This is a genomic window from Roseovarius mucosus (genome assembly GCF_002080415.1).
GTDB lineage: Bacteria > Pseudomonadota > Alphaproteobacteria > Rhodobacterales > Rhodobacteraceae > Roseovarius > Roseovarius mucosus_A.
Window position 1 is genome coordinate 3,775,780 of sequence record NZ_CP020474.1, and the last position, 18,242, is coordinate 3,794,021.

19 protein-coding genes and 1 riboswitch are annotated in these 18,242 nt (G+C 62.9%); of the genes, 5 read left to right on the forward strand and 14 right to left on the reverse strand.

The window, feature by feature from the left end; genetic code table 11:
* Positions 1-6: 6 nt before the first annotated feature.
* The 10 genes from dtd to ROSMUCSMR3_RS18095 all read right to left on the reverse strand — a co-directional run bounded on the left by dtd (position 7) and on the right by ROSMUCSMR3_RS18095 (position 8,710).
* Positions 7-444, reverse strand: a complete 438-nt coding sequence (gene dtd, locus ROSMUCSMR3_RS18050) for a D-aminoacyl-tRNA deacylase (RefSeq protein WP_081508259.1) — start codon at positions 442-444, stop codon at positions 7-9.
* A 26-nt stretch (positions 445-470) separates the two neighbouring features.
* Positions 471-1,145 carry a nitroreductase gene (locus ROSMUCSMR3_RS18055; protein ID WP_008280311.1) on the reverse strand — a complete coding sequence of 225 codons (675 nt, stop codon included), beginning with the start codon at positions 1,143-1,145 and terminating at the stop codon, positions 471-473.
* A 116-nt stretch (positions 1,146-1,261) separates the two neighbouring features.
* The gene (locus ROSMUCSMR3_RS18060; RefSeq protein WP_081508260.1) at positions 1,262-2,389 is read right to left on the reverse strand and encodes a primosomal protein N' (replication factor Y) - superfamily II helicase; all 1,128 of its coding nucleotides are present in this window, start codon (positions 2,387-2,389) and stop codon (positions 1,262-1,264) included.
* Positions 2,390-2,394: 5 nt separating this feature from the next.
* Positions 2,395-2,817, reverse strand: a complete 423-nt coding sequence (locus ROSMUCSMR3_RS18065) for a hypothetical protein (RefSeq protein WP_081508261.1) — start codon at positions 2,815-2,817, stop codon at positions 2,395-2,397.
* A gap of 3 nt (positions 2,818-2,820) precedes the next feature.
* Positions 2,821-3,939 (reverse strand): SPFH domain-containing protein, encoded by a 1,119-nt coding sequence (locus ROSMUCSMR3_RS18070; RefSeq protein ID WP_081508262.1) that lies wholly within the window; start codon positions 3,937-3,939, stop codon positions 2,821-2,823.
* Between the two features lie 32 nt (positions 3,940-3,971).
* The gene (locus tag ROSMUCSMR3_RS18075) at positions 3,972-4,895 is read right to left on the reverse strand and encodes a DUF2927 domain-containing protein (RefSeq protein WP_081508663.1); all 924 of its coding nucleotides are present in this window, start codon (positions 4,893-4,895) and stop codon (positions 3,972-3,974) included.
* A 37-nt stretch (positions 4,896-4,932) separates the two neighbouring features.
* Positions 4,933-6,132, reverse strand: coding sequence for a toxic anion resistance protein (locus ROSMUCSMR3_RS18080; protein ID WP_008280316.1), 1,200 nt, complete (start codon positions 6,130-6,132; stop codon positions 4,933-4,935).
* Between the two features lie 13 nt (positions 6,133-6,145).
* Positions 6,146-7,048 carry a 5-bromo-4-chloroindolyl phosphate hydrolysis family protein gene (locus ROSMUCSMR3_RS18085; protein WP_081508263.1) on the reverse strand — a complete coding sequence of 301 codons (903 nt, stop codon included), beginning with the start codon at positions 7,046-7,048 and terminating at the stop codon, positions 6,146-6,148.
* 221 nt (positions 7,049-7,269) lie between these two features.
* Complete coding sequence (locus tag ROSMUCSMR3_RS18090) at positions 7,270-7,662, reverse strand: hypothetical protein (protein ID WP_081508264.1); 393 nt, start codon at positions 7,660-7,662, stop codon at positions 7,270-7,272.
* A gap of 4 nt (positions 7,663-7,666) precedes the next feature.
* Positions 7,667-8,710, reverse strand: a complete 1,044-nt coding sequence (locus tag ROSMUCSMR3_RS18095) for an alkane 1-monooxygenase (RefSeq protein WP_081508664.1) — start codon at positions 8,708-8,710, stop codon at positions 7,667-7,669.
* A gap of 184 nt (positions 8,711-8,894) precedes the next feature.
* On the opposite strand from ROSMUCSMR3_RS18095, the gene ROSMUCSMR3_RS18100 reads away from it, so the two are divergent.
* From ROSMUCSMR3_RS18100 to ROSMUCSMR3_RS18115, 4 genes are all read left to right on the forward strand, one after another.
* Positions 8,895-10,592: an NAD(P)H-dependent oxidoreductase subunit E gene (locus tag ROSMUCSMR3_RS18100; protein WP_198385551.1), complete on the forward strand. Its 1,698-nt coding sequence runs from the start codon at positions 8,895-8,897 to the stop codon at positions 10,590-10,592.
* Positions 10,593-10,661: 69 nt separating this feature from the next.
* Entirely contained in the window at positions 10,662-11,849 is a 1,188-nt protein-coding gene (gene ftsY / locus ROSMUCSMR3_RS18105; protein ID WP_081508266.1) for a signal recognition particle-docking protein FtsY, read from the forward strand.
* Positions 11,850-11,925: 76 nt separating this feature from the next.
* Positions 11,926-12,828: an EamA family transporter gene (locus ROSMUCSMR3_RS18110; protein WP_081508267.1), complete on the forward strand. Its 903-nt coding sequence runs from the start codon at positions 11,926-11,928 to the stop codon at positions 12,826-12,828.
* Between the two features lie 41 nt (positions 12,829-12,869).
* Complete coding sequence (locus ROSMUCSMR3_RS18115; RefSeq protein WP_081508268.1) at positions 12,870-13,481, forward strand: inner membrane-spanning protein YciB; 612 nt, start codon at positions 12,870-12,872, stop codon at positions 13,479-13,481.
* 34 nt (positions 13,482-13,515) lie between these two features.
* Here ROSMUCSMR3_RS18115 and ROSMUCSMR3_RS18120 read toward each other — a convergent pair whose 3' ends face one another.
* The 4 genes from ROSMUCSMR3_RS18120 to metZ all read right to left on the reverse strand — a co-directional run bounded on the left by ROSMUCSMR3_RS18120 (position 13,516) and on the right by metZ (position 17,047).
* Positions 13,516-13,737, reverse strand: a complete 222-nt coding sequence (locus ROSMUCSMR3_RS18120; RefSeq protein WP_008280326.1) for a hypothetical protein — start codon at positions 13,735-13,737, stop codon at positions 13,516-13,518.
* Between the two features lie 122 nt (positions 13,738-13,859).
* Entirely contained in the window at positions 13,860-14,456 is a 597-nt protein-coding gene (locus ROSMUCSMR3_RS21510; RefSeq protein WP_081508269.1) for a hypothetical protein, read from the reverse strand.
* A 167-nt stretch (positions 14,457-14,623) separates the two neighbouring features.
* Positions 14,624-15,724, reverse strand: coding sequence for a GTP cyclohydrolase FolE2 (gene folE2, locus ROSMUCSMR3_RS18130; protein ID WP_008280328.1), 1,101 nt, complete (start codon positions 15,722-15,724; stop codon positions 14,624-14,626).
* 138 nt (positions 15,725-15,862) lie between these two features.
* Complete coding sequence (metZ, locus tag ROSMUCSMR3_RS18135; RefSeq protein ID WP_008280329.1) at positions 15,863-17,047, reverse strand: O-succinylhomoserine sulfhydrylase; 1,185 nt, start codon at positions 17,045-17,047, stop codon at positions 15,863-15,865.
* A gap of 56 nt (positions 17,048-17,103) precedes the next feature.
* Positions 17,104-17,180: riboswitch (SAM riboswitch) on the reverse strand.
* Between the two features lie 113 nt (positions 17,181-17,293).
* On the opposite strand from metZ, the gene ROSMUCSMR3_RS18140 reads away from it, so the two are divergent.
* Positions 17,294-18,235, forward strand: a complete 942-nt coding sequence (locus ROSMUCSMR3_RS18140; protein ID WP_081508270.1) for an alpha/beta hydrolase — start codon at positions 17,294-17,296, stop codon at positions 18,233-18,235.
* Positions 18,236-18,242 lie beyond the last annotated feature (7 nt).

Consider the following 18,242-nt stretch of genomic DNA (forward strand, 5'->3'; position numbering starts at 1 on the left):
GGGCCCTCAGCCCTCCATCCAGATCGTCACCGGCCCGTCATTGACCAAGGATACTTTCATATCCGCCCCGAACTTTCCCAGTTCAGTGGGAATATGATGCTGTGCAAACTGCTTGGCGAAATGCAGATAGAGCTGTTGCCCGGTCTCGGGATCTGCGGCGGTTGAAAACCCGGGCCGATTGCCGCGCGAGGTATCGGCGGCCAGTGTGAACTGGCTGATCACCAGAACGCTGCCGTCGATGTCGGTCAAACAGCGGTTCATCTTGCCTGCCTCATCGGGAAAGATGCGCAGTTTGGTAATCTTGGCCGCCAACCGCTCTGCGTTGGCCGCGGTGTCGCCCTGCATGGCACAGACAAGGATCAAAAGGCCCCGCCCGCATTGGCCGATGACCTCGCCCTCGACCGCGACAGAGGCCTCGGAAACACGTTGCAAAAGGGCGCGCATTGGAAAACCTCCGGGACTAGCCGCACTCAGCCGCGCAGATCGAGCACCTCGTCCAACCCCGCCCGGCTGGTGCGAAAGGTATTGGTGGGGTGGTCCATATCGGGCAAGCCAAACGAGATCGCGCAGAGGATCAACCGGCTTTCGGGCAGGTCGAAATGCGCGCGGATCATCGGCGCATAGGCCGCGACAGAGGCTTGCGCAATCGTGCCCACCCCCAAGGCCGTCGCCGTCAGCATGAAGGCGGTGACAAACCCGCCCGTGTCCATGGCTCCATAGGGGCCAAGGGCCGCCTCGGACTGCACAATCGCCACATGCGGTGCGCCAAACAGGTGATAATTCTGCATGGATTGCTCAGCCCGCCCGGCGCGGTCGTTGCGGGCAATCCCTGCCGCCTCATAGAGCTGTAGGCCGCACTCGCGCCGCCGCGCGCCATGTGCGCCGGGATAGCTCTCGGGCCAGGGCAGGTCTGGACCGGGGTGATCATTCTGCACCGCCGCGAGCAGAGCGTCACGAAAGCGCTCGGTCTCAGCCCCTCGCGTGACGGTCACGCGCCAGGGCTGCGCATTGCACCATGACGGCGCGCGGCCTGCGGCGGTGACGATCTGGAGGATGGTTTCGTCGGACACCGGATCGGGCCGAAATGCGCGACAGGAATGGCGGGCCTGCAACAGCCCCTGTAAAGTTTCAAAATTGTCCGTCATTCCGCGATGTCCTTGCCCGGCCTAGATCCATCAGGCCCATGGCCTTGACCGGGCATCATAGGGCGAGTTTTGCGGCTTATCCATGCCCTGCCCGGCGGTTTTCCGCCAGTTGTGCCTCACAAAACACCCTGCTCCAGAGCGATGAGATAGCCCACCGCCCCTGCGATGAGCGCCCCAAAGACCACGGCAACCGCGATCTTCCACGCCGACCACGGGCGTTCGCCCTGCACCCGTCCGGTCCGGCCATTGACCACGAAGCGATAGGTCTTGCCCCGATATTTATACGCCGCAAGCCAGACCGGCAGCAGGATATGCTTGAACGTGACGTCGCTGACTTCGGTGTCGATCTCGTGGATCTGCTGACGGTCGCCGCCGATGTCAAACCGCACATCGCGGGCGATGATCGCATCCATCCGCACGCGCGCCTCGACAAACCCGTGTTCCAACTCGACGCGATAGCCCTCAGCCCGAAACCCGGCAAGGTATTCAGGGCTGTAGGGCACCAGCGCCGCCAGATCCCAAGGTTCCAGCGCCTCGGTAAACCGCTTGGGCAAAGAGGTAGAGGCCAGCACCAGCACATCGTCAAAAAACCGCGCCACCCGCCCCGAGGCGGGGGCCCAGCGGATTTTGGGCACCTGCACGGTCTGGCGCTTGCCATCCCGGACGATCGTCTGACTCTCGTAATAGACCGTGCCACGCTCGCCCCGGTAGGTGGATTTGGTATCGGCGTCAAAGGTCCAGTAGGGCACATAGATGCCCTCCATCCGCCGCCCCTTGCGGGCGTAATCCTGCAGGCCATTGGGCGCGAACCACAGCCGCCCCAGCCAATCGGTCATGGCGCGGCGTGCCGTGGCCTCGTCCAGTGCAAAGGGCAAAAGGGCGCGTGGCTTGATATGGCGGTGCGCACCTGTATCCGTCACAACCGGCGAGGCGCAGAACGGGCATTCGGCGGCATGGGTATCGGCGCCCAGTTCCACCTGCGCACCGCAGCTTGTGCAGGTGGTGCTGCGGACCTCCTCCATCTCTTGCGCGGGCAGTTGATCGCGCAGGGCGCGCTCAAAGTCCAACTCCTTGATCCCGCCTTTCCATGGCCCCCCCGCCACGATGGCATGAATATCGCCGCAATGGTCGCAGATCAGATGGTTTTGCCCCGGATCATAGCGGTAATCGGCACCGCAACTGACACAGGGGAAACGGTGCTGGGTTTCGGTCGTGACAGGCGCGGGGGGCGGGGTATTTTGCATTTGGCTCACAGAATATGATGCACGGCGCGCGGGGTGATGCGGCGCAAGGCCCCGTCCCCCAGCGCCGTGTGCCGCCAGAGATTAAAGGTGGCATGCAGCGCCGTGGCCGCCAAAAGCGCCAAGAGCAGCTTGCGCGCCTCGGGGCCGGGCAACGCATGGCCCATCGCCTCTGCCGCCAGCGCCACCGCCCCCCAAGCCAAAAGCAGGTAGAGCGCGCGATGCAACCACGGGTGCAGGGCGCGCACCGCCCCCGTCAGCTTTGGCCCCGGCCCGCTCATCAGGCCAAACACCAGCGCCAGCGCACACATGCCAAGCGCCGAGGCCGCATAGGCGAGCGATAACCACGCTGTCGCCCCGCCATCGCCCAGCACGAACAGCAAAAGCATCAGGTTCAGCCAGTGCAGCGTGATCGTCAGGCTCCGGCGCATGGATCACGCACCCGGCGGCGGTGGCGGCATCACGGTAAAAAGCGTGGCCAGTTCCGTCACATCCTCGGCCCGTTTCCAGCCATCCTGCCCAGCTGTCCAGACATGGCTGTCGCGTGTCAGTTTGCCATCCGTCACCATCCGCCCCATCGCGGCCTTGGAATAGGGGCCATGGGTCTGGCCGTTTTCGGCAATATGCCAGACATGTTCCACGGGTGGCGGCGGTGGGCTTTGGGGCGCGGCGGCGGGGGCAGGGCGCGCGCCCCAAGGCCCCTGATCCGCCATCTGCTGTGCCATGGCCATGCCCATCCCCATGCCCAACCCCGCACCAATGCCCGCCCCACCGCTTGGGTTCTTGGCGGCGGCGGTCATCGCTTCGGCTGCGGAATATTGGGTAAAGCGGCCCAGATCACCGGCAATCCCCATCGAGGTGCGCTTGTCCAGCGCCGCCTCAACCTCGGGCGGAAGCGAGATATTCTCGATGTAAAACTCGGGGATGCTGAGGCCATATTCCGCCACCACGGCAGAAATCTCACCCGCCACCAGCTTGCCCAGATCGGCGGTATTGGCGGCCATGTCGAGCACCGGGATACCGCTTCCGGCGATGATGCGCGAAAAGGCCTGCACGATGATATTGCGGATCTGGAAACTGATTTCGTCCATGGTGAATTCGCCATCGGTGCCGACGATCTCGCTCAGGAATTTCGCGGCATCCGCCACCCGCACCGTATAAGTACCAAAGGCGCGGATGCGGGTCGGCCCAAATTCCGGATCACGCAGCATGATCGGATTCTTGGTGCCCCATTTCAGATTGTTGAACCGCGTCGTCGAGATAAAATAAATCTCGGATTTGAAGGGCGATTTAAAGCCGTGATCCCAATGTTGCAGGCTGGTCATCACGGGCATGTTGTTGGTCTCGAGCATATAGAGACCGGGGGTAAAGACATCGGCCAATTGCCCCTCATGGACAAACACCGCCGCCTGCCCCTCGCGCACCGTCAGCTTGGCGCCATATTTGATCTCATGGCCCTCGCGCTCGAACCGCCAGACCATCGTGTCGCGGGTATCATCGGTCCAGTGAATGACGTCGATGAACTGGCCGGAGAGGAAATCGAAGATGGGCATCGGGATACTCCTGTAATCGGATAATCGGGGGATCAGACCGGCCCGCCCGCCCGCGCATCGAGCAAGCGGCGCAGGATGGGGCGGGCCTCGTCGGGGGTCATGCCGGGTTTGAGGTCTGGGTGATACAGCAGCCAGAGCAGTTCTTCATCCTGACTGGTCAGCAGGGCAAATTCGTCGTCATCGTTGAAAATCGACGGGCGCGCGCCGGGGAAATCATCCGCAAGGCCAAGCCCTTGCGCCAATTCCTCATGCACGCAGGATTGGCGCATCAAGGGCGGGTGTTCAGCCCGGATAAGAGCAATCGCGCGGCGATAGACATGATCCTCGCCTTGTCCTGAAAAGGCCACCACGAGACAATGAATGGTGCGCGGCATGTCGCGGAAAATGCCGATGGTGTTTGGCCCGGCCTCGGGCGCAAGCTGACGGATACGGGCAAGCATGGCGTCGCGATCATCTTCGCCCATGAACAGCACATGAAAATTCGCAGCCCCCCCGCCCGCGCTGATCGGGTGGCGGGTGACACGGGCCAGCCGCGCGGCATAATCGGCGACCAGACGGCGATCTTCGGCCTGCTGCGCCTCTGGCACAGAGGCACCGAATTCCACATTCATCCGCACCGGGCCCACCCATTTGCGCAGGCCCCCCGCACGCCCCGAGGACGGGCGATAGCCCGCACCCTGCTGATACTCGTCATAAAACGCGATCCGCTCGAAATTGCGCATCACATCCGTGTCGGTATAGGGCGTGTCCGGTCCACCGCCGTCACGCCGCAAAAGCCCGCGGCTGAGCAAATCGGACTCGACCCTTTGGTAATAGCTGGCCAGCGCAAGACTATTGGCCGAGGGTCCGGGCGCCACCTCGGGCGGGGCAACGATGGGGCGCACCGATGGGCGCGCCGAGGTTGCAGGCGGTGCAGGCGCGTCACATCCCGCCAGCACCATCAGTGCCAGCCCCACTATCCCCCCGCTCGCCCGCAAACCCCGCATGGCCGGTTTAGCCTTTGGGCACGGCGGTGCCTGCCGTGTCGCCCACCCCATCGCGCCGCGCCTTGGCCGAGGCCAGCGTATCCCGCAAATCGGCCTCCATCTTTTTCAACTCTTCTTCGGCCTTCGCCCGCTTGGCCTTGCCTTCGTCGGCGATTTGCAGGCTCTCCTGAATGGTCCCAATCAGATCGGCATTGGCTTGTTTGACGGCCTCGATATCAAACACGCCACGCTCCATTTCCTGCCGGATCATCTTGTTGCTCTCGCGCAGGTTCTTGGCATTGGCGGTCAGCAATTCATTGGTCAGGTCATTGGCATCGCGCACGGCGGCCGCCGCCTCTGCGGAACGCTGGATCGTCACCGCCTGCGCCAGTTGCGTTTCCCACAGCGGAACCGTGTTGACGAGGGTCGAGTTGATCTTGGTCACAAGGCTTTTGTCATTCTCCTGCACCAGCCGGATTGACGGCAAAGATTGCATCGTCACCTGGCGCGTCAGCTTGAGGTCATGCACCCGCCGCTCCAGATCGTCGCGCGCGGCCCGCAGATCGCGGAGTTCCTGCGCCTTCATCACCTGATCATTCTCGGGCGCGGCCTGAACGGCGGCTTCTGCAGCGGGGATGTCGTTGGTGTCGATATCCTTGAGCTTGGCCTCGCCCGCCGCGATATAAAGCGCCAGCTCATCATAAAACGCGAGTGTCTTTTCATAGAGCATGTCGAGCGACTTGATGTCTTTCAGGAGCGTGTGCTCATGCGCCAAAAGGTCATCGGTGATCTTGTCGATCTGCCCTTGCACCTGCTCGAACCGGGCCGTGAACTTGGCAAAGGGCGCAGCGCGGCCCAGCAGTTTTTCCCACCACGAACGCTCGCGCCGCACATCGAGCTCCGAAACCGCAAAGCCGCGAATTGTCGTCACGATCCCGCGCAGGCTATCGCCCGCAGGCCCCACATCCTTGTTGCGCACGCCTTGCAGCATCGATTGCGAGATTTCCTGCAATTCCGCTTGCGCAGCAGAGCCGAACGAGACGATGGATTGCGTATCGCCCATGTCGATTTCGGCCATGCGGCGGGTGATCTCGGCGCTTTGTGGCGCGTCGGCTTGATCCAGCGGCACAATGGCATTGGCCTCTGAGGGTACGGGCAGAACCGCGCGGCTCACGGCCTCGACATCCTTCAGTACGGCTTCGGCCTTTTGACGGGTGGTCTCTGACATGGGTTTCGTCCTCTTACGCTAAATCTTTGGTTTCAAGGTGAACGCCCTCGCGCTCCAGCCGGTCACGCAACACGTCGATCTCGATATCAAGATCGGTGCTGCTATCCTGCATCAGCGCGCGGGTTTTGGCGGTGAAATTCTGCTCAAGATCGCCCAAGAGCGCGAGATATTTGTCGCGTGCGGCGGGGTTGGGGGCACGGGCGTGCAGATCGGCGAACTTGACCGTCGCATCGCGCGCGCCCATCAGATAAACGCCCAGATATTTGCGCGCTGCCGTCAGATCGCGCGGGTCATCCTCGACCGTGCGCAGCATATCGCGCACCGTGATCTGAAACCGCTCCAACCGGGTTTCCGCCTGCCGGTCGCCCGCGCGTTTCAGCGCCTCGGTCATGCCGCGCAGATAATCTTCGGCCTGATCAACGACGCGGGCGACGCGGTCGGTCTGAAAACTGTCGACGCCCTCCATCCCCTTGTCCTTGAGCGGATCAAGACCAAAGGCAAAACTGTGCAGCACAGCCCCCAGCGTGGCATAGATCAGCGGCTCCATGACGCCGCCGCCACTGGCATAACCGGCAAGGCCAAGGCCAAGACCTGTCAGCCCCGAGGCAAAAATCTTGCGTGGAATGGCCGGACGCCGCGCGATCTTGCGCGCCTCATAGGCCTCTTGCGCCAGAATCCCCTCACGGGTGAGCCATGCCGCCAAGAGAAGCGTGCCGAGCGCTGCAAGGTTGAGCGCCAGCTCAACAGGGCCCGCGCCAAAGGCCCGCGCCGCCAATGGCAGGGGCGCAAAGAACAAAAGGTTCACGCGCCCGCCCGCCCGCGTCCGCCGCGCGCCACGAAACGCGCCACGGTCCGGCACGGGCGCGCCCTTGTCCGCGCCATCGGGGCTGTATTTGCCGCCAAAGCGCTGCGCCATCACACGCCCCCTGTCGTAGCGACAAAGAGGATCAGCGCCACCAATAGCAGGAACGCCAGCTTCTGAAGTCCCGTGTCACTCATGGCGCCCCCGCAGCCGGTTTCCATACGTCTTGGTAGAACTTAGGCGATGGGGGTCCGGCTTTCTAGGGGGAAGATTTTCTAGGGTTGCGCAGGCAGAGGGCGGGGATTTGAGTATTTGAACCATAAAGAAGCCAAGGCTCACACCCCGATCTTTGGCCCCAGACACATCAGCGGTGCCTCAGACCGCCTGACCTCGTAAAGCTCCGACAGGCTTTCGTCTCCCGCGAACCGGGCGATCAGCCCCTTATCGGTGCGCTCAAAGCTCCAGCATTGCGGCTCGGGGCGGTTGTCATAGACAAAGCAGATCAATCCGCGTTCTTCATACCAATGCCCGTCCTGACACTCGCCATCCAGAAAGGACCAGCGCACGCGCCGGTCGGGCAGATATTCCTCGCCGCCATAGGGCGCGCCACCGGCACCATAGTAAAAGGTCTGGCCGCGGGTATAGGCATCGAATTCTGCTGCCGTCATCTGCGCCGCAGCCGGGGCCGCGACCGCAAAGAAAAGGCTGAAGAGAACCAAGATACGCATGCGCTTAACCTGCCAGATCGGGTGCTGCCCCGCCAGAGGTTTTGCGCCAACGTGCGGCGCGCGGGTCCATGATGCGCCGCCAAAGCGGTGGGACAAGCGCCAGCACGGCCATCACCGGCAAGGACTGCGGCAGAACCGGCATGGTGGCGCGGTCAAGTTGCAGCGCCGGATAGGGGCGTTGCGGCGTGACGTGGTGATCGGAATGGCGCGGCGCGTTCAGCGTCATTGCGGCAGACATCACATGCGGCGCGTTCCAGGAATGCTGCGGGCCAACCGGCTCAAGCCGCCCATCCTGGCGCTGTGCCCGGCGCAGGCCATAGTGCTGCACATAATCCGAAAGCAGGATCTGCACCTGCGCATAGCCCGCGATAAAGAACAGCGCCGCCACCCCGGCCGCCCCAAGGCTGAGCGCGGTTGCACTCACAAGCGCCCCGGCCCCGCCCAGATAGAGCAGATAGGGATGCCGCCAGAGCGGTCGATCCGCGTGACGCCGCGATTCGGCCCTTAATCCCGCCTGAAAGGCCCCCGGCCAGGCGCGCAGGGCGTAGCGGTAAAACCCTTCACCGGGCCGCGCACTGCTGGGGTCTTCTGGGCTTGCGACATGCACGTGATGCACCCGCAAATGCGCGCTGACATGGTGGCCAAACAGCAGCGACGTATAGATCAGCCGCCCCAGCCACCGCTTGGCGCGGGCAGGGCGATGGATCAACTCATGCGCCACTGGATGCGAAATCTGGCCCATACTCAGCCCTGCACTCAAAGCCACAAGGGCACGCTCTGTGCCACTTAGATCATGGCCCCCCGCCACCGCCCAGATCGCCAGTGCCAGCACCACGAAATGCCCCAGCCCCAACCCCACCAACACCGCGTCGGCGGCGGGAAACTCGGCCTCCGGGTCAGGATTGCCGTCCGCGGCAATCACCCGGTCCAGCGTGAACACCAGCACTGTGATCGTCCCCAAAGCCAAAACGCCCCACACCCCGCCCCACAGAGCGGCGAGCGTAGTCAGGATCAGGGGCAGGCTTGCGGCAATCGAAAAAAGCGGCATGAGCGGTCCAAGTTTTCCCGCAGTGTAAACCGGGGCAGGGGCCGCGCACAGGGTTTCCTTGCCGCACCCCATCGCAATTCAGGGGCCAATCAACGCGAATGGTGGTGCAAATGTCGTTTTTGAGGGCTCTACCCCCATCCCGGCCCGTTAGGTTCGGTCGCAACAGGGAAAGAGGATGATCGCAATGGCATTGGATGATCGCAAAGGCGTCTGGAAATCCGGGGATGGCAAGGGCCGTCGCACCACCAAGGGACGCCAACTTGAAGATGGCGCTTGGGCCGAGGTTCAGGCGCTCTTGGGCGAGGGGCCGCGCCGCCGCGACCTTTTGATCGAATATCTGCACCGTATTCAGGATAAATTCGGCCATCTCTCGGCGGCCCATCTGCGCGCGCTTGCAGAAGAGCTGCGCCTGTCGCAGGCCGAAGTCTATGAGGTGGCCAGCTTTTACGCGCATTTCGACGTGGTCCGCGAAGGCGAGACCCCGCCGCCCGCGCTCACCATCTGCGTCTGCGATTCGCTGAGCTGCGAGCTGGCAGGCGCGCAGGCGCTGAAATCCGCGTTGGAGCAGGGCACAGATCCCACACAGGTCCGTATCCTGCGCGCGCCCTGCATGGGGCGTTGTGATACGGCCCCGGTGGTGGAGCTGGGCCATCATCACATCGACCACGCCACACCCGAAAGCGTCTTGGCTGCCGTCGCCGCAGGCGACACACACGCCCACGTGCCCGCCTATGAGGCGCTCGATGCCTATCGCACCGCTGGCGGCTATGCCACGCTGGCCGATCTGCGCGCGACACGAAATGCCGATGCCGAATTCGAGCGCGTGCAGCAAACCCTGCTGGATGCGGGTCTGCGCGGCCTTGGCGGTGCGGGCTTCCCCTCGGGGCGCAAATGGGGCTTTGTGCGCGCCGAACCCGGCCCGCGCTATCTGGCTGTCAATGGCGACGAAGGCGAGCCGGGCACCTTCAAGGACCGCTATTACCTCGAGCGCACGCCGCACCTCTTCCTTGAGGGCATGCTGATCGCCGCTTGGGCGGTCGAGGCAGAGCGCTGCTTCATCTACATGCGCGATGAATATCCCGCTGTGCTCGATATCCTCGCCACCGAGATTGCGGCACTGGAGGCCGCAGATCTCATCAAGCCCGGCTATGTCGAGCTGCGTCGCGGCGCCGGTGCCTATATCTGCGGCGAAGAAAGCGCGATGATCGAATCAATCGAGGGCAAGCGCGGGCTGCCGCGCCACCGCCCGCCATTCGTGGCGCAGGTGGGGATTTTCAACCGCCCCACCCTGGTCAATAACGTCGAAACGCTGCTTTGGGTCACGCGCATCCTGCGCGAGGGGCCGGAAATCCTGAATACGGTCGAGCTGAATGGCCGCAAGGGGCTTCGCTCTTACTCGGTGTCGGGGCGCGTGAAAAACCCCGGTGTCCACCTCCTGCCCGCAGGCTCCACCATCACCGACATTATTGCGGCGGCGGGGGGCATGCTTGATGGGCATACGTTCAAGGCCTATCAGCCCGGCGGTCCGTCCTCCGGCCTTCTGCCGGCGTCGATGCATGACGTTCCGCTCGATTTCGACACTCTGCAACCGCATGGCACCTTTATCGGGTCGGCGGCTGTGGTGGTGCTCTCGGATCACGACCGGGCGCGTGATGCGGCACTCAACATGCTGCGCTTCTTTGAAGACGAAAGCTGTGGGCAATGCACCCCCTGCCGGGTGGGCTGTGAAAAGGCGGTCAAGCTGATGCAGGCCGACACTTGGGATCAGCCGCTCCTGACAGAGCTGTGCACCGCCATGTCCGATGCCAGCATCTGCGGTCTCGGTCAGGCCGCGCCCAATCCCATCCGTCTGACGATGAAGCATTTCGCCGACGAGATCTGAGCCAAGCACAGGCTTCCATCTCCCTCCGATCCGCATTAGGTCAGGATTGACACGCGGATCGGAGGGCGCATGGCGTTTTTCTCGAAACTCAAGGAACGGCTGTTCAAATCCTCTTCCAAGCTCGAGGAGGGGCTGGAGGCGATTGTCGACGAAGGGCGCGCCGACGAGAGCACGCCCGACAGAACACCCCAAACACCACCAGAGACCCCGCCTTCGGTCCCGCCGCCCCCGTCAGAGGTGCCAGCCCCTACGCCGCAAGAGGCCCCTGTGGCCCCCGCGCCGCAAGAGGTGCCTGCGCCCCTGACCGAAGGAACCGCTCCGCCCCCCCCTCCCGAGCTGCCGCAGGATTTGCCCGCCGCTGCCCCGCGTTCCGGCATCCTTGGCCGTCTTCTTGGCCGCACCGCGCCTGACAGCGCCCCGCGCCGCGTGCTCGACGACGCGATGCTTGAAAGCCTTGAGGAATTGCTGATCGCGGCAGATATGGGCGTGGACACGGCGCTGCGCGTCACCGCCAATATGGCCGAAGGGCGCATGGGCAAACGCCTTTCAACCCAAGAGATCAAGGAACTTTTGGCGCAGGAAATCGCCCGCATCATGGAACCCGTGGCGCGGCCTATGCCGATCTATGCCAAACGTCCGCAGGTGGTGCTGGTTGTGGGCGTCAACGGCTCGGGCAAGACCACAACCATCGGCAAGCTCGCGGCCCAGTTCAAGGGGGCAGGCAAATCCGTGGTGATCGCCGCCGGGGATACGTTTCGCGCCGCCGCTGTCGAACAGTTGCAGGTCTGGGGGCAGCGCGCCGGTGTGCCGGTGATGACCGCGCCCGAAGGCTCGGACCCTGCCAGCCTTGCCTATGACGCCATGACCCGCGCCGAGGCCGAGGGAGCGGACCTCTTGATGATCGACACTGCCGGGCGCTTACAGAACCGCGCGGACCTGATGGAAGAGCTGGCCAAGATCGTGCGCGTCATCCGCAAGAAAGATCCCTCAGCGCCGCATAACACCCTTCTGGTTCTCGATGCCACCACGGGACAAAACGCCCTGAGCCAGGTTGCAACCTTCCAGAAACTCGCCGATGTCTCGGGCCTCGTGATGACCAAGCTCGATGGCACCGCGCGTGGCGGTGTGCTGGTGGCGCTGGCGGATAAATTCGGCCTGCCGATCCATGCCATCGGCGTGGGTGAACAGATCGACGATCTGGCCCCCTTCGATCCGCAAGATTTCGCGGCCGCCCTTACCGGGCTTGAGGGGAAATGATCGGTTGCGCCTTTCATCTGGCGTCAAATACCTCGGGGGGTTTGGGGGGCTGGCCCCCCATGGCCATTGCCTCTGAATGAGCGCTTGGCTGATTTCGCTCGAGGGCACCGAGGCGGGGCATCAACTTGCCATGGCCCTTGCCCTCTTGGCGGCGCTCTTGCATGCAATCTTTGGGGCGCTGCAAAAGGGGCGGCACGATCCTTGGCTCAGCCGCGGGGTGATAGATGCGAGCTACGCCACCATGGCCGCACCCTTTGCCCTCTTCGTCGTGCCCTGGCCCGAGGCGCATATGTGGCCCATCTTTGCCGGCGCTGTGGTGATCCATATCGGCTATAAGGTGTTGCAGGCCATGGCCTATACGCGCGGTGCCTATACCGTGGTCTACCCCGTTGTGCGTGGCACCGGGCCGCTGTTCACCGTGATCGGGGCCTATGCGATTTTCGGAGAAGTGTTCACGCCGGTGCAATGGCTGGGGGTGGGCGTGCTGCTGTGCGGTATCTACGGGCTTGCGGTCTATAATCTGCGCACGCTCACGCTCAACCGCGATACCATGCCGCTGGCGCTGGGGCTGGCGGTGGCAACGGGGCTCTTTGTGGCGCTTTACACCACCTATGACGCCTACGGCATCCGCGCCACCGCAGATCCCTTTACGTTTCTCGCGTGGTTTTTCTTTCTCGATGGGCTGACGATCCCGCCTTTCGCCTATCTGCGCTGGCGCAACATGCCAGAGCGGCCCGCCGTCGGCGCCTTGATGCTGCGCGGGGTCACGGGCGGGGTGGTTGCGTTCTTCTCCTTCGGCTCGATCATGCTGGCCACCCGCCTTGACAAGGTAGGCGAGGCGGCGGTGCTGCGCGAGACATCCACTGTTTTTGCCGCCCTAATTGGCTGGCTTGTGCTCAAGGAAACGGTGGGGCCGCGACGAATTGCGCTCATGTCCTTGATCGCGGCCGGGGCGGTCATAGTTGAGATTGGCGGCTGAATGCGCCACAAGCAGCCTAAGCGATAAGGAAACCTGAGACTATGGATGACACGCAGCCACCCAAATGGGCCAAGCCGGTTCTGGAATTCGGCCCCGTGCTGGGCTTTTTCGCCGCCTATCTCTGGCTCAAGGATCGGGTCTTTACCATCGGCGGCACCGAATATGAGGGCTTTATCGTCGTCACCGCAGGATTCATCCCGGTATTTCTGATCTCGATGGGCCTATTGTGGCGGCTCACCGGTCATCTCAGCCGGATGCAGGTGGTCACGGCAGTTCTTATCGTGGTCTTTGGCGGGCTCAGCGTCTGGTTCAACGATCCCCGTTTCTTCAAGATGAAGCCAACGATGATCTATCTGCTGTTTGGCGGTGTGCTGGGATACGGCCTGATGCGTGGGCGCTCGTATCTGCAATATGTCATGGATGGGGTGATGCCCCTGACCGATGCGGGGTGGATGATTCTCACCCGGCGCCTGATGCTGTTCTTCTTCGGTCTCGCTCTGCTGAACGAGGCGATCTGGCGCACCCAGACAGAAGAAATCTGGGTCTATTTCAAGACTTTCGGTCTGACGGCAGCAATCTTTGTGTTCTTTATGGCGCAAGGGGCCCTGTTTCGCGATCATTCGACCGAAGAAACAGACACCAAAGGCACCTGACAGGGCGGGCGTTTATGCCCGCCCCCCTGTCGTCTCAGGCGTAGAACAGGTCCTTGAAGACGTGATAGACGATGTCTTCGCGGCGCAGCCCCATTCGGGCCAATTCCGCGTCGGATTTCGCTTCCAGCGCTTCGATCCGATTGCGTCGCGCGGTGACAGAGGCCTGTTTTTCCAGCCCGCGCACCAGTGCCGCAACAAAGCGTTTCCACCCCTCGCGCAGAGGAGAAGCAGACACATTCGTTGTAATATTAGCCATTGGAAACCTCACTTTACGTGGTTTGGTTTCCTCCCTGCTCACTAGATAGGTCAGTCAGATTGACGTGACCAGCGCGGAAATGGAATGGCCGGGTTGCAGGTTCTGCATCCCGGCCTTGTATCTTACTTCGCCTTGGCCTTGGGTGTGCCTTGCGGCATCGCCGGGGGCGGTGAAGGCTGACGCTTGGGCGCGCCAGCGTCAACCGGGATCACACGCGCAGTGGGTTGCGAAGTGGTCTGTGCCGCGGTTGGTGCCGCGCTTGTCGCGGGTGCTACCGGCTTTGGTGCGGGGGCCGCCTCAGCCACGGGTGCGGGCTTGGGCGCGGCCATCGGCACCGGTTGCACGGCAGGCTTCACCTCGGTCAGCGGGGCGGGTTTTGCAGCAACGGCAGGGGCCGCAGGTGCTGCGGCCTGCTGCACGGGGGGTGTCACCGGGGCAGCAGTTTTGGCCGGTGTGGCCGGGGCGACCGGGGCCACAGCGGCGCGCGCGGCACGGCGCGGTTTGGCGTTGGCATCCGCCACCTTCGGCTTCGGGGCCGCCTTCGTCTTGACTGGCGTCGCCGGCACAGCCGCCTTTGCCGTCAGGCTGCGCGACCATATCCCTGTTTTCAGAAACGCCTCGCAATAAACCTGCGCCACGCGCAACTGGTTTTCGACCATAAATCCGGTCAACCGGATTCCGGCGGCGGACAGTTTCAGCGGAATTTCGGGTGAAAGCATGAGTTCGTCCTTTTCAGCAGGTGCGCGCTTACGTTTAACGCAAGCGGATCACAAGAATATAACGCGCGCCACGCTGCGTTGCAGCAATTTGACCACAGGTCAAACGACTTTCGCAGCGTTACGCGGATTTCTGCTTAATATTTGGCCATTTTGCCGATTTTCCGGGCTTAGCGCCCATGAATCAGGGTCTGGAACAACCGGGGATCAAGGCTCTGCGCCGCAAAGGTCTCTCCTTCAGTCAAAACGCTGACCGCGTCATGGCTGTGCAGGCTTTCTTGATGGCTGGCCACGACGCGAAAATCACCAATGCGCGGGTCGGCCAGCAGCTGCTCGCAAAAAAGCCGCGCGGCATCCTCGACAAAGATCGGGTTGGCGGCGTTCAACTCAGCAAAGGCCTGTTCATCCTCGCGCTTAACCATGACTTGCGTCTCGGTGGGCACCGCGCGCCGCGCCAGTTCGATCAGGTCCTCGAACCACAGGCAATCGTCCTCGACCAGTTCCACCGAAATCCGCGCAACAGAGCGCTGCGAATGCGGTGTGGCCAGTTGTCCGCGCGCGGACCGTGCATGTTCGCTCAATTCCAGCGAACAGGGGCAGGTTGACGAATAGACGTAATCGAGATGCATGAACTTGCGCGTGACGCCGGCGTTCTTCACCAACTCCATCGCAATGTCATAATATTGGTAGCCTTCCAGCCCCGACCGCAGCGACCGCACCCGCGCCGGATAAGACAGACGCATCTGCAACCGCGCATCGACCGAGTCGAGGTCGGTGATGTAATCCGAAAGTGCGGCCTCCATCACATCGGCGCTGAATGTCTTTTCCGCGTGCTTGTAAAAGCTGCGCATGATCCGGGACATGTTGATGCCCTTCTTGCCCGCATCAAGACTGACCGTGCCCGTGACCGAGGTCTCAAGCGTCAGATCGCCATTCTCACGGGTATGATAGCGGATCGGCAGACGGAAATTGGAAATGCCCACATGCTGCAACTGTTGCCGCGTGCCCCGAATAAGCGATGCGGGACCATTCTGCAGATCGGGCAGGCTTGCCAGATAGGCGGCACTCGTCGCAAAGCTCTCGGGATATTCCCGCGCCAGCAGCGGATAATTCGCCACCTCGCCCGAGGGCAAAAGCCGCGCAATCGCCGGATCAAGATCGGCCACTTCTTCTGGCGACGCGGCGCGCGCCCAAGACCGCAGCAGCGCCAGCGCTTCTTTGGCCTCGTCCCGGTCCGGTGCAGGCTTCATCTCAGACGGATGCACATTCATCGCAAAACTTCCCTATCCGCTCTGCCAAACCCTTACATACAGGGTTTCCGCAGGAATTGCCATTATCGTAGGGATTTACGTCAAATGCGGCAAAGCGGATCATTCAAACCCCGGAAATTACTGAAAAACCTCTCAGCCTCAGAATGCTGCCTCCAGCGCGTTCTGAATGTCGCGGATCAGGTCGCCGCAATCCTCCAGCCCCACGCTCAGCCGCACCAGCCCCGGCGTGATGCCAAGTGCCGCCTTCTGCGCGGCGGGCAGGCGTTGATGGGTGGTGGTGGCGGGATGGGTCACGATGGATTTCGCATCCCCCAGATTGTTCGAGATCACCACAATTTCCAGCGCATTGAGAAAGCGGAACGCCGCCTCTTGGCCGCCCTTGAGATCGAGCGCCAGAACCGTGCCACCTTCGCCCATCTGCGCGCGCACCAGATCGTGCTGCGGATGGCTGCTCAGCCCCGGATAAATCACCCGCGCCAGCCGCGCATCGCCGTGCAACGCCTCGGCAATCGCCTGCGCACTCGCAGTCTGCGCCCGCACCCGCAGATCAATGGTCTCAAGCCCCTTGAGCATGACCCAAGCGGTAAAGGGCGACATCGAGCCGCCGGTATGTTTCATATAGGGTTCAACGGTGCCACGGATGAAATCGCGCGTGCCAAGGATAACCCCGCCCAGCGTGCGGCCTTGGCCGTCGATATGTTTGGTCGCCGAATAGATCACCACATCCGCGCCCTGTTCAATCGCGCGCGAAAATACCGGTGTGGCAAACACATTATCCACCAGCACGAGCGCCCCCGCTGCATGCGCCAACTCTGCCACGCTGCGAATATCGACCACGTCGAGCGTCGGGTTTGAAATCGTCTCAAAGAAGACGGCCTTGGTGCCGGGCCGGATCGCCGCACGCCACTGCTCCAGATCGGTGCCATCGACGAATGTCACCTCGACCCCGAACCGGGTCAGGATTTCTTCGAGCACGTAAAGACAAGAGCCAAAGAGCGCCCGCGCCGAGACCACGTGATCCCCCGCCCGCAGCAGGGATGTCAGCGCCCCCGACACTGCCGCCATGCCGCTTGCTGTGGCAAAGGCATCCTCGGCCCCCTCAAGAGCGGCAATCCGGTCCTCGAACATCGCGACGGTGGGGTTGCCATAGCGGGCATAGATGAACTCATCCGCGCCCGCCTTGATGAACCGCGCCTCTGCCGCCTCGGCGCTGTCATAGACAAACCCTTGGGTGAGGAAAATCGCCTCGCTCACTTCGTTATACTGGCTGCGCCGCGTGCCGCCATGCACCAGTTTGGTCCGTTTTTGCCAAGTCTCGCTCATATCCAACCTCCGGGCCGCCTGCCCACGAAAAAAGCCCCGACGCGGTCAAGCGAAAGGGGCCTTTCATCCTGACCTTTTAGCGGTTTGTTTAACGTGGCCCGCAATCCGGTAACAAATCGCCACGGTTGCGACTTACTCCCGCGCGCGCGGATCGTCAACTCTGTCACGCAGGTTTCACGCAAGCGTCACCAAAGCGACGTCTGCACCGCGTAGCTCTCAACCACAACATCTGGTGGGGTGAGGGACATGCCGCTGATCCATGTGAATACGGGGCCAACCGGCCCGGTGCTGCATGACGGGGCCGGTGATCCGGCGCTGGCGCTTCCCGGCCTGTTGCGGGGCAGGGGGCCCGTGATCCTGATGGTCCACGGGTTCAAATACGCGCCCCACCATGCCACCGAATGTCCGCATGATCACATTTTCTCTCTCGCGCCGGAACGCAGGTGTTTCAAGGTGCGCAGTTGGCCCGCCGGGCTTGGCTTTGGCACCGGCGCAGCAGATGAGGGGCTTGGCATCGCCTTTGGCTGGCCTGCGCGCGGCAACATCTGGCGCGCCTATGCCGAGGCGGCCAAGGCGGGGGCGCAATTGGCGCAATTGATCACCATGATTCGGGCTGTCTGCCCGGATCGCCCGATCCACGCGGTCGCGCATTCGCTGGGCGCGCGCGTGGTTCTTTCGGCGCTGGCACATCTGCCCAAGGGCGCCCTGCGCCGGCTGATCCTTTTGGCCGGTGCCGAATTCGGTCAGCGCGCCGCCGCAGCGCTCGATACCCCGGCGGGACGCGGCGTCGAGCTGATCAATATCACCAGCCGTGAGAATGATTTTTACGATTTCCTCCTCGAATGCCTGATCCCGGCCCCCCGGCGCGGCGACCGCAGCCTTGGGCTGGCGCTGCCCGCTGGACCCAATGTGCTCAACCTTCAAATGGATCATCCCGGCACGCTTGCAGTGCTGGCGCGTCTGGGCTTTGCCATCGCACCGCCCGCCGCGCGCATCTGCCACTGGTCGCCCTACACGCGCCCCGGTGTCTTTACGCTCTACAGCAGCCTTCTGCGCCGGGGCCCTGATCTGCCGCTCTGCGCATTCCGGGCGGCGCTGCCTTGCGTACCCGAGCCGCGTTGGTCGCGCCTCTTGACCCTGCCAGAGCTACGCCTGCCCTTGCCAATGGGCCGTAAACCGTCATTCTGAGCGCGAC

Bases quoted from the DNA above. Each gene is read 5' to 3' on its own strand.
- folE2 (WP_008280328.1), bottom strand. From the start codon at position 15,724: ATGAATGTGCATCCGTCTGAGATGAAGCCTGCACCGGACCGGGACGAG.
- ROSMUCSMR3_RS18080 (WP_008280316.1), bottom strand. From the start codon at position 6,132: ATGTCAGAGACCACCCGTCAAAAGGCCGAAGCCGTACTGAAGGATGTC.
- ROSMUCSMR3_RS18070 (WP_081508262.1), bottom strand. From the start codon at position 3,939: ATGCCCATCTTCGATTTCCTCTCCGGCCAGTTCATCGACGTCATTCAC.
- ROSMUCSMR3_RS18095 (WP_081508664.1), bottom strand. From the start codon at position 8,710: ATGCCGCTTTTTTCGATTGCCGCAAGCCTGCCCCTGATCCTGACTACG.
- ROSMUCSMR3_RS18140 (WP_081508270.1), top strand. From the start codon at position 17,294: ATGCCGCTGATCCATGTGAATACGGGGCCAACCGGCCCGGTGCTGCAT.
- ROSMUCSMR3_RS18060 (WP_081508260.1), bottom strand. From the start codon at position 2,389: ATGCAAAATACCCCGCCCCCCGCGCCTGTCACGACCGAAACCCAGCAC.
- ROSMUCSMR3_RS18100 (WP_198385551.1), top strand. From the start codon at position 8,895: ATGGCATTGGATGATCGCAAAGGCGTCTGGAAATCCGGGGATGGCAAG.
- ROSMUCSMR3_RS18065 (WP_081508261.1), bottom strand. From the start codon at position 2,817: ATGCGCCGGAGCCTGACGATCACGCTGCACTGGCTGAACCTGATGCTT.
- ROSMUCSMR3_RS18110 (WP_081508267.1), top strand. From the start codon at position 11,926: ATGAGCGCTTGGCTGATTTCGCTCGAGGGCACCGAGGCGGGGCATCAA.
- ROSMUCSMR3_RS18090 (WP_081508264.1), bottom strand. From the start codon at position 7,662: ATGCGTATCTTGGTTCTCTTCAGCCTTTTCTTTGCGGTCGCGGCCCCG.
- ROSMUCSMR3_RS18085 (WP_081508263.1), bottom strand. From the start codon at position 7,048: ATGGCGCAGCGCTTTGGCGGCAAATACAGCCCCGATGGCGCGGACAAG.
- ftsY (WP_081508266.1), top strand. From the start codon at position 10,662: ATGGCGTTTTTCTCGAAACTCAAGGAACGGCTGTTCAAATCCTCTTCC.
- ROSMUCSMR3_RS21510 (WP_081508269.1), bottom strand. From the start codon at position 14,456: ATGCTTTCACCCGAAATTCCGCTGAAACTGTCCGCCGCCGGAATCCGG.
- ROSMUCSMR3_RS18055 (WP_008280311.1), bottom strand. From the start codon at position 1,145: ATGACGGACAATTTTGAAACTTTACAGGGGCTGTTGCAGGCCCGCCAT.
- dtd (WP_081508259.1), bottom strand. From the start codon at position 444: ATGCGCGCCCTTTTGCAACGTGTTTCCGAGGCCTCTGTCGCGGTCGAG.
- metZ (WP_008280329.1), bottom strand. From the start codon at position 17,047: ATGAGCGAGACTTGGCAAAAACGGACCAAACTGGTGCATGGCGGCACG.
- ROSMUCSMR3_RS18120 (WP_008280326.1), bottom strand. From the start codon at position 13,737: ATGGCTAATATTACAACGAATGTGTCTGCTTCTCCTCTGCGCGAGGGG.
- ROSMUCSMR3_RS18115 (WP_081508268.1), top strand. From the start codon at position 12,870: ATGGATGACACGCAGCCACCCAAATGGGCCAAGCCGGTTCTGGAATTC.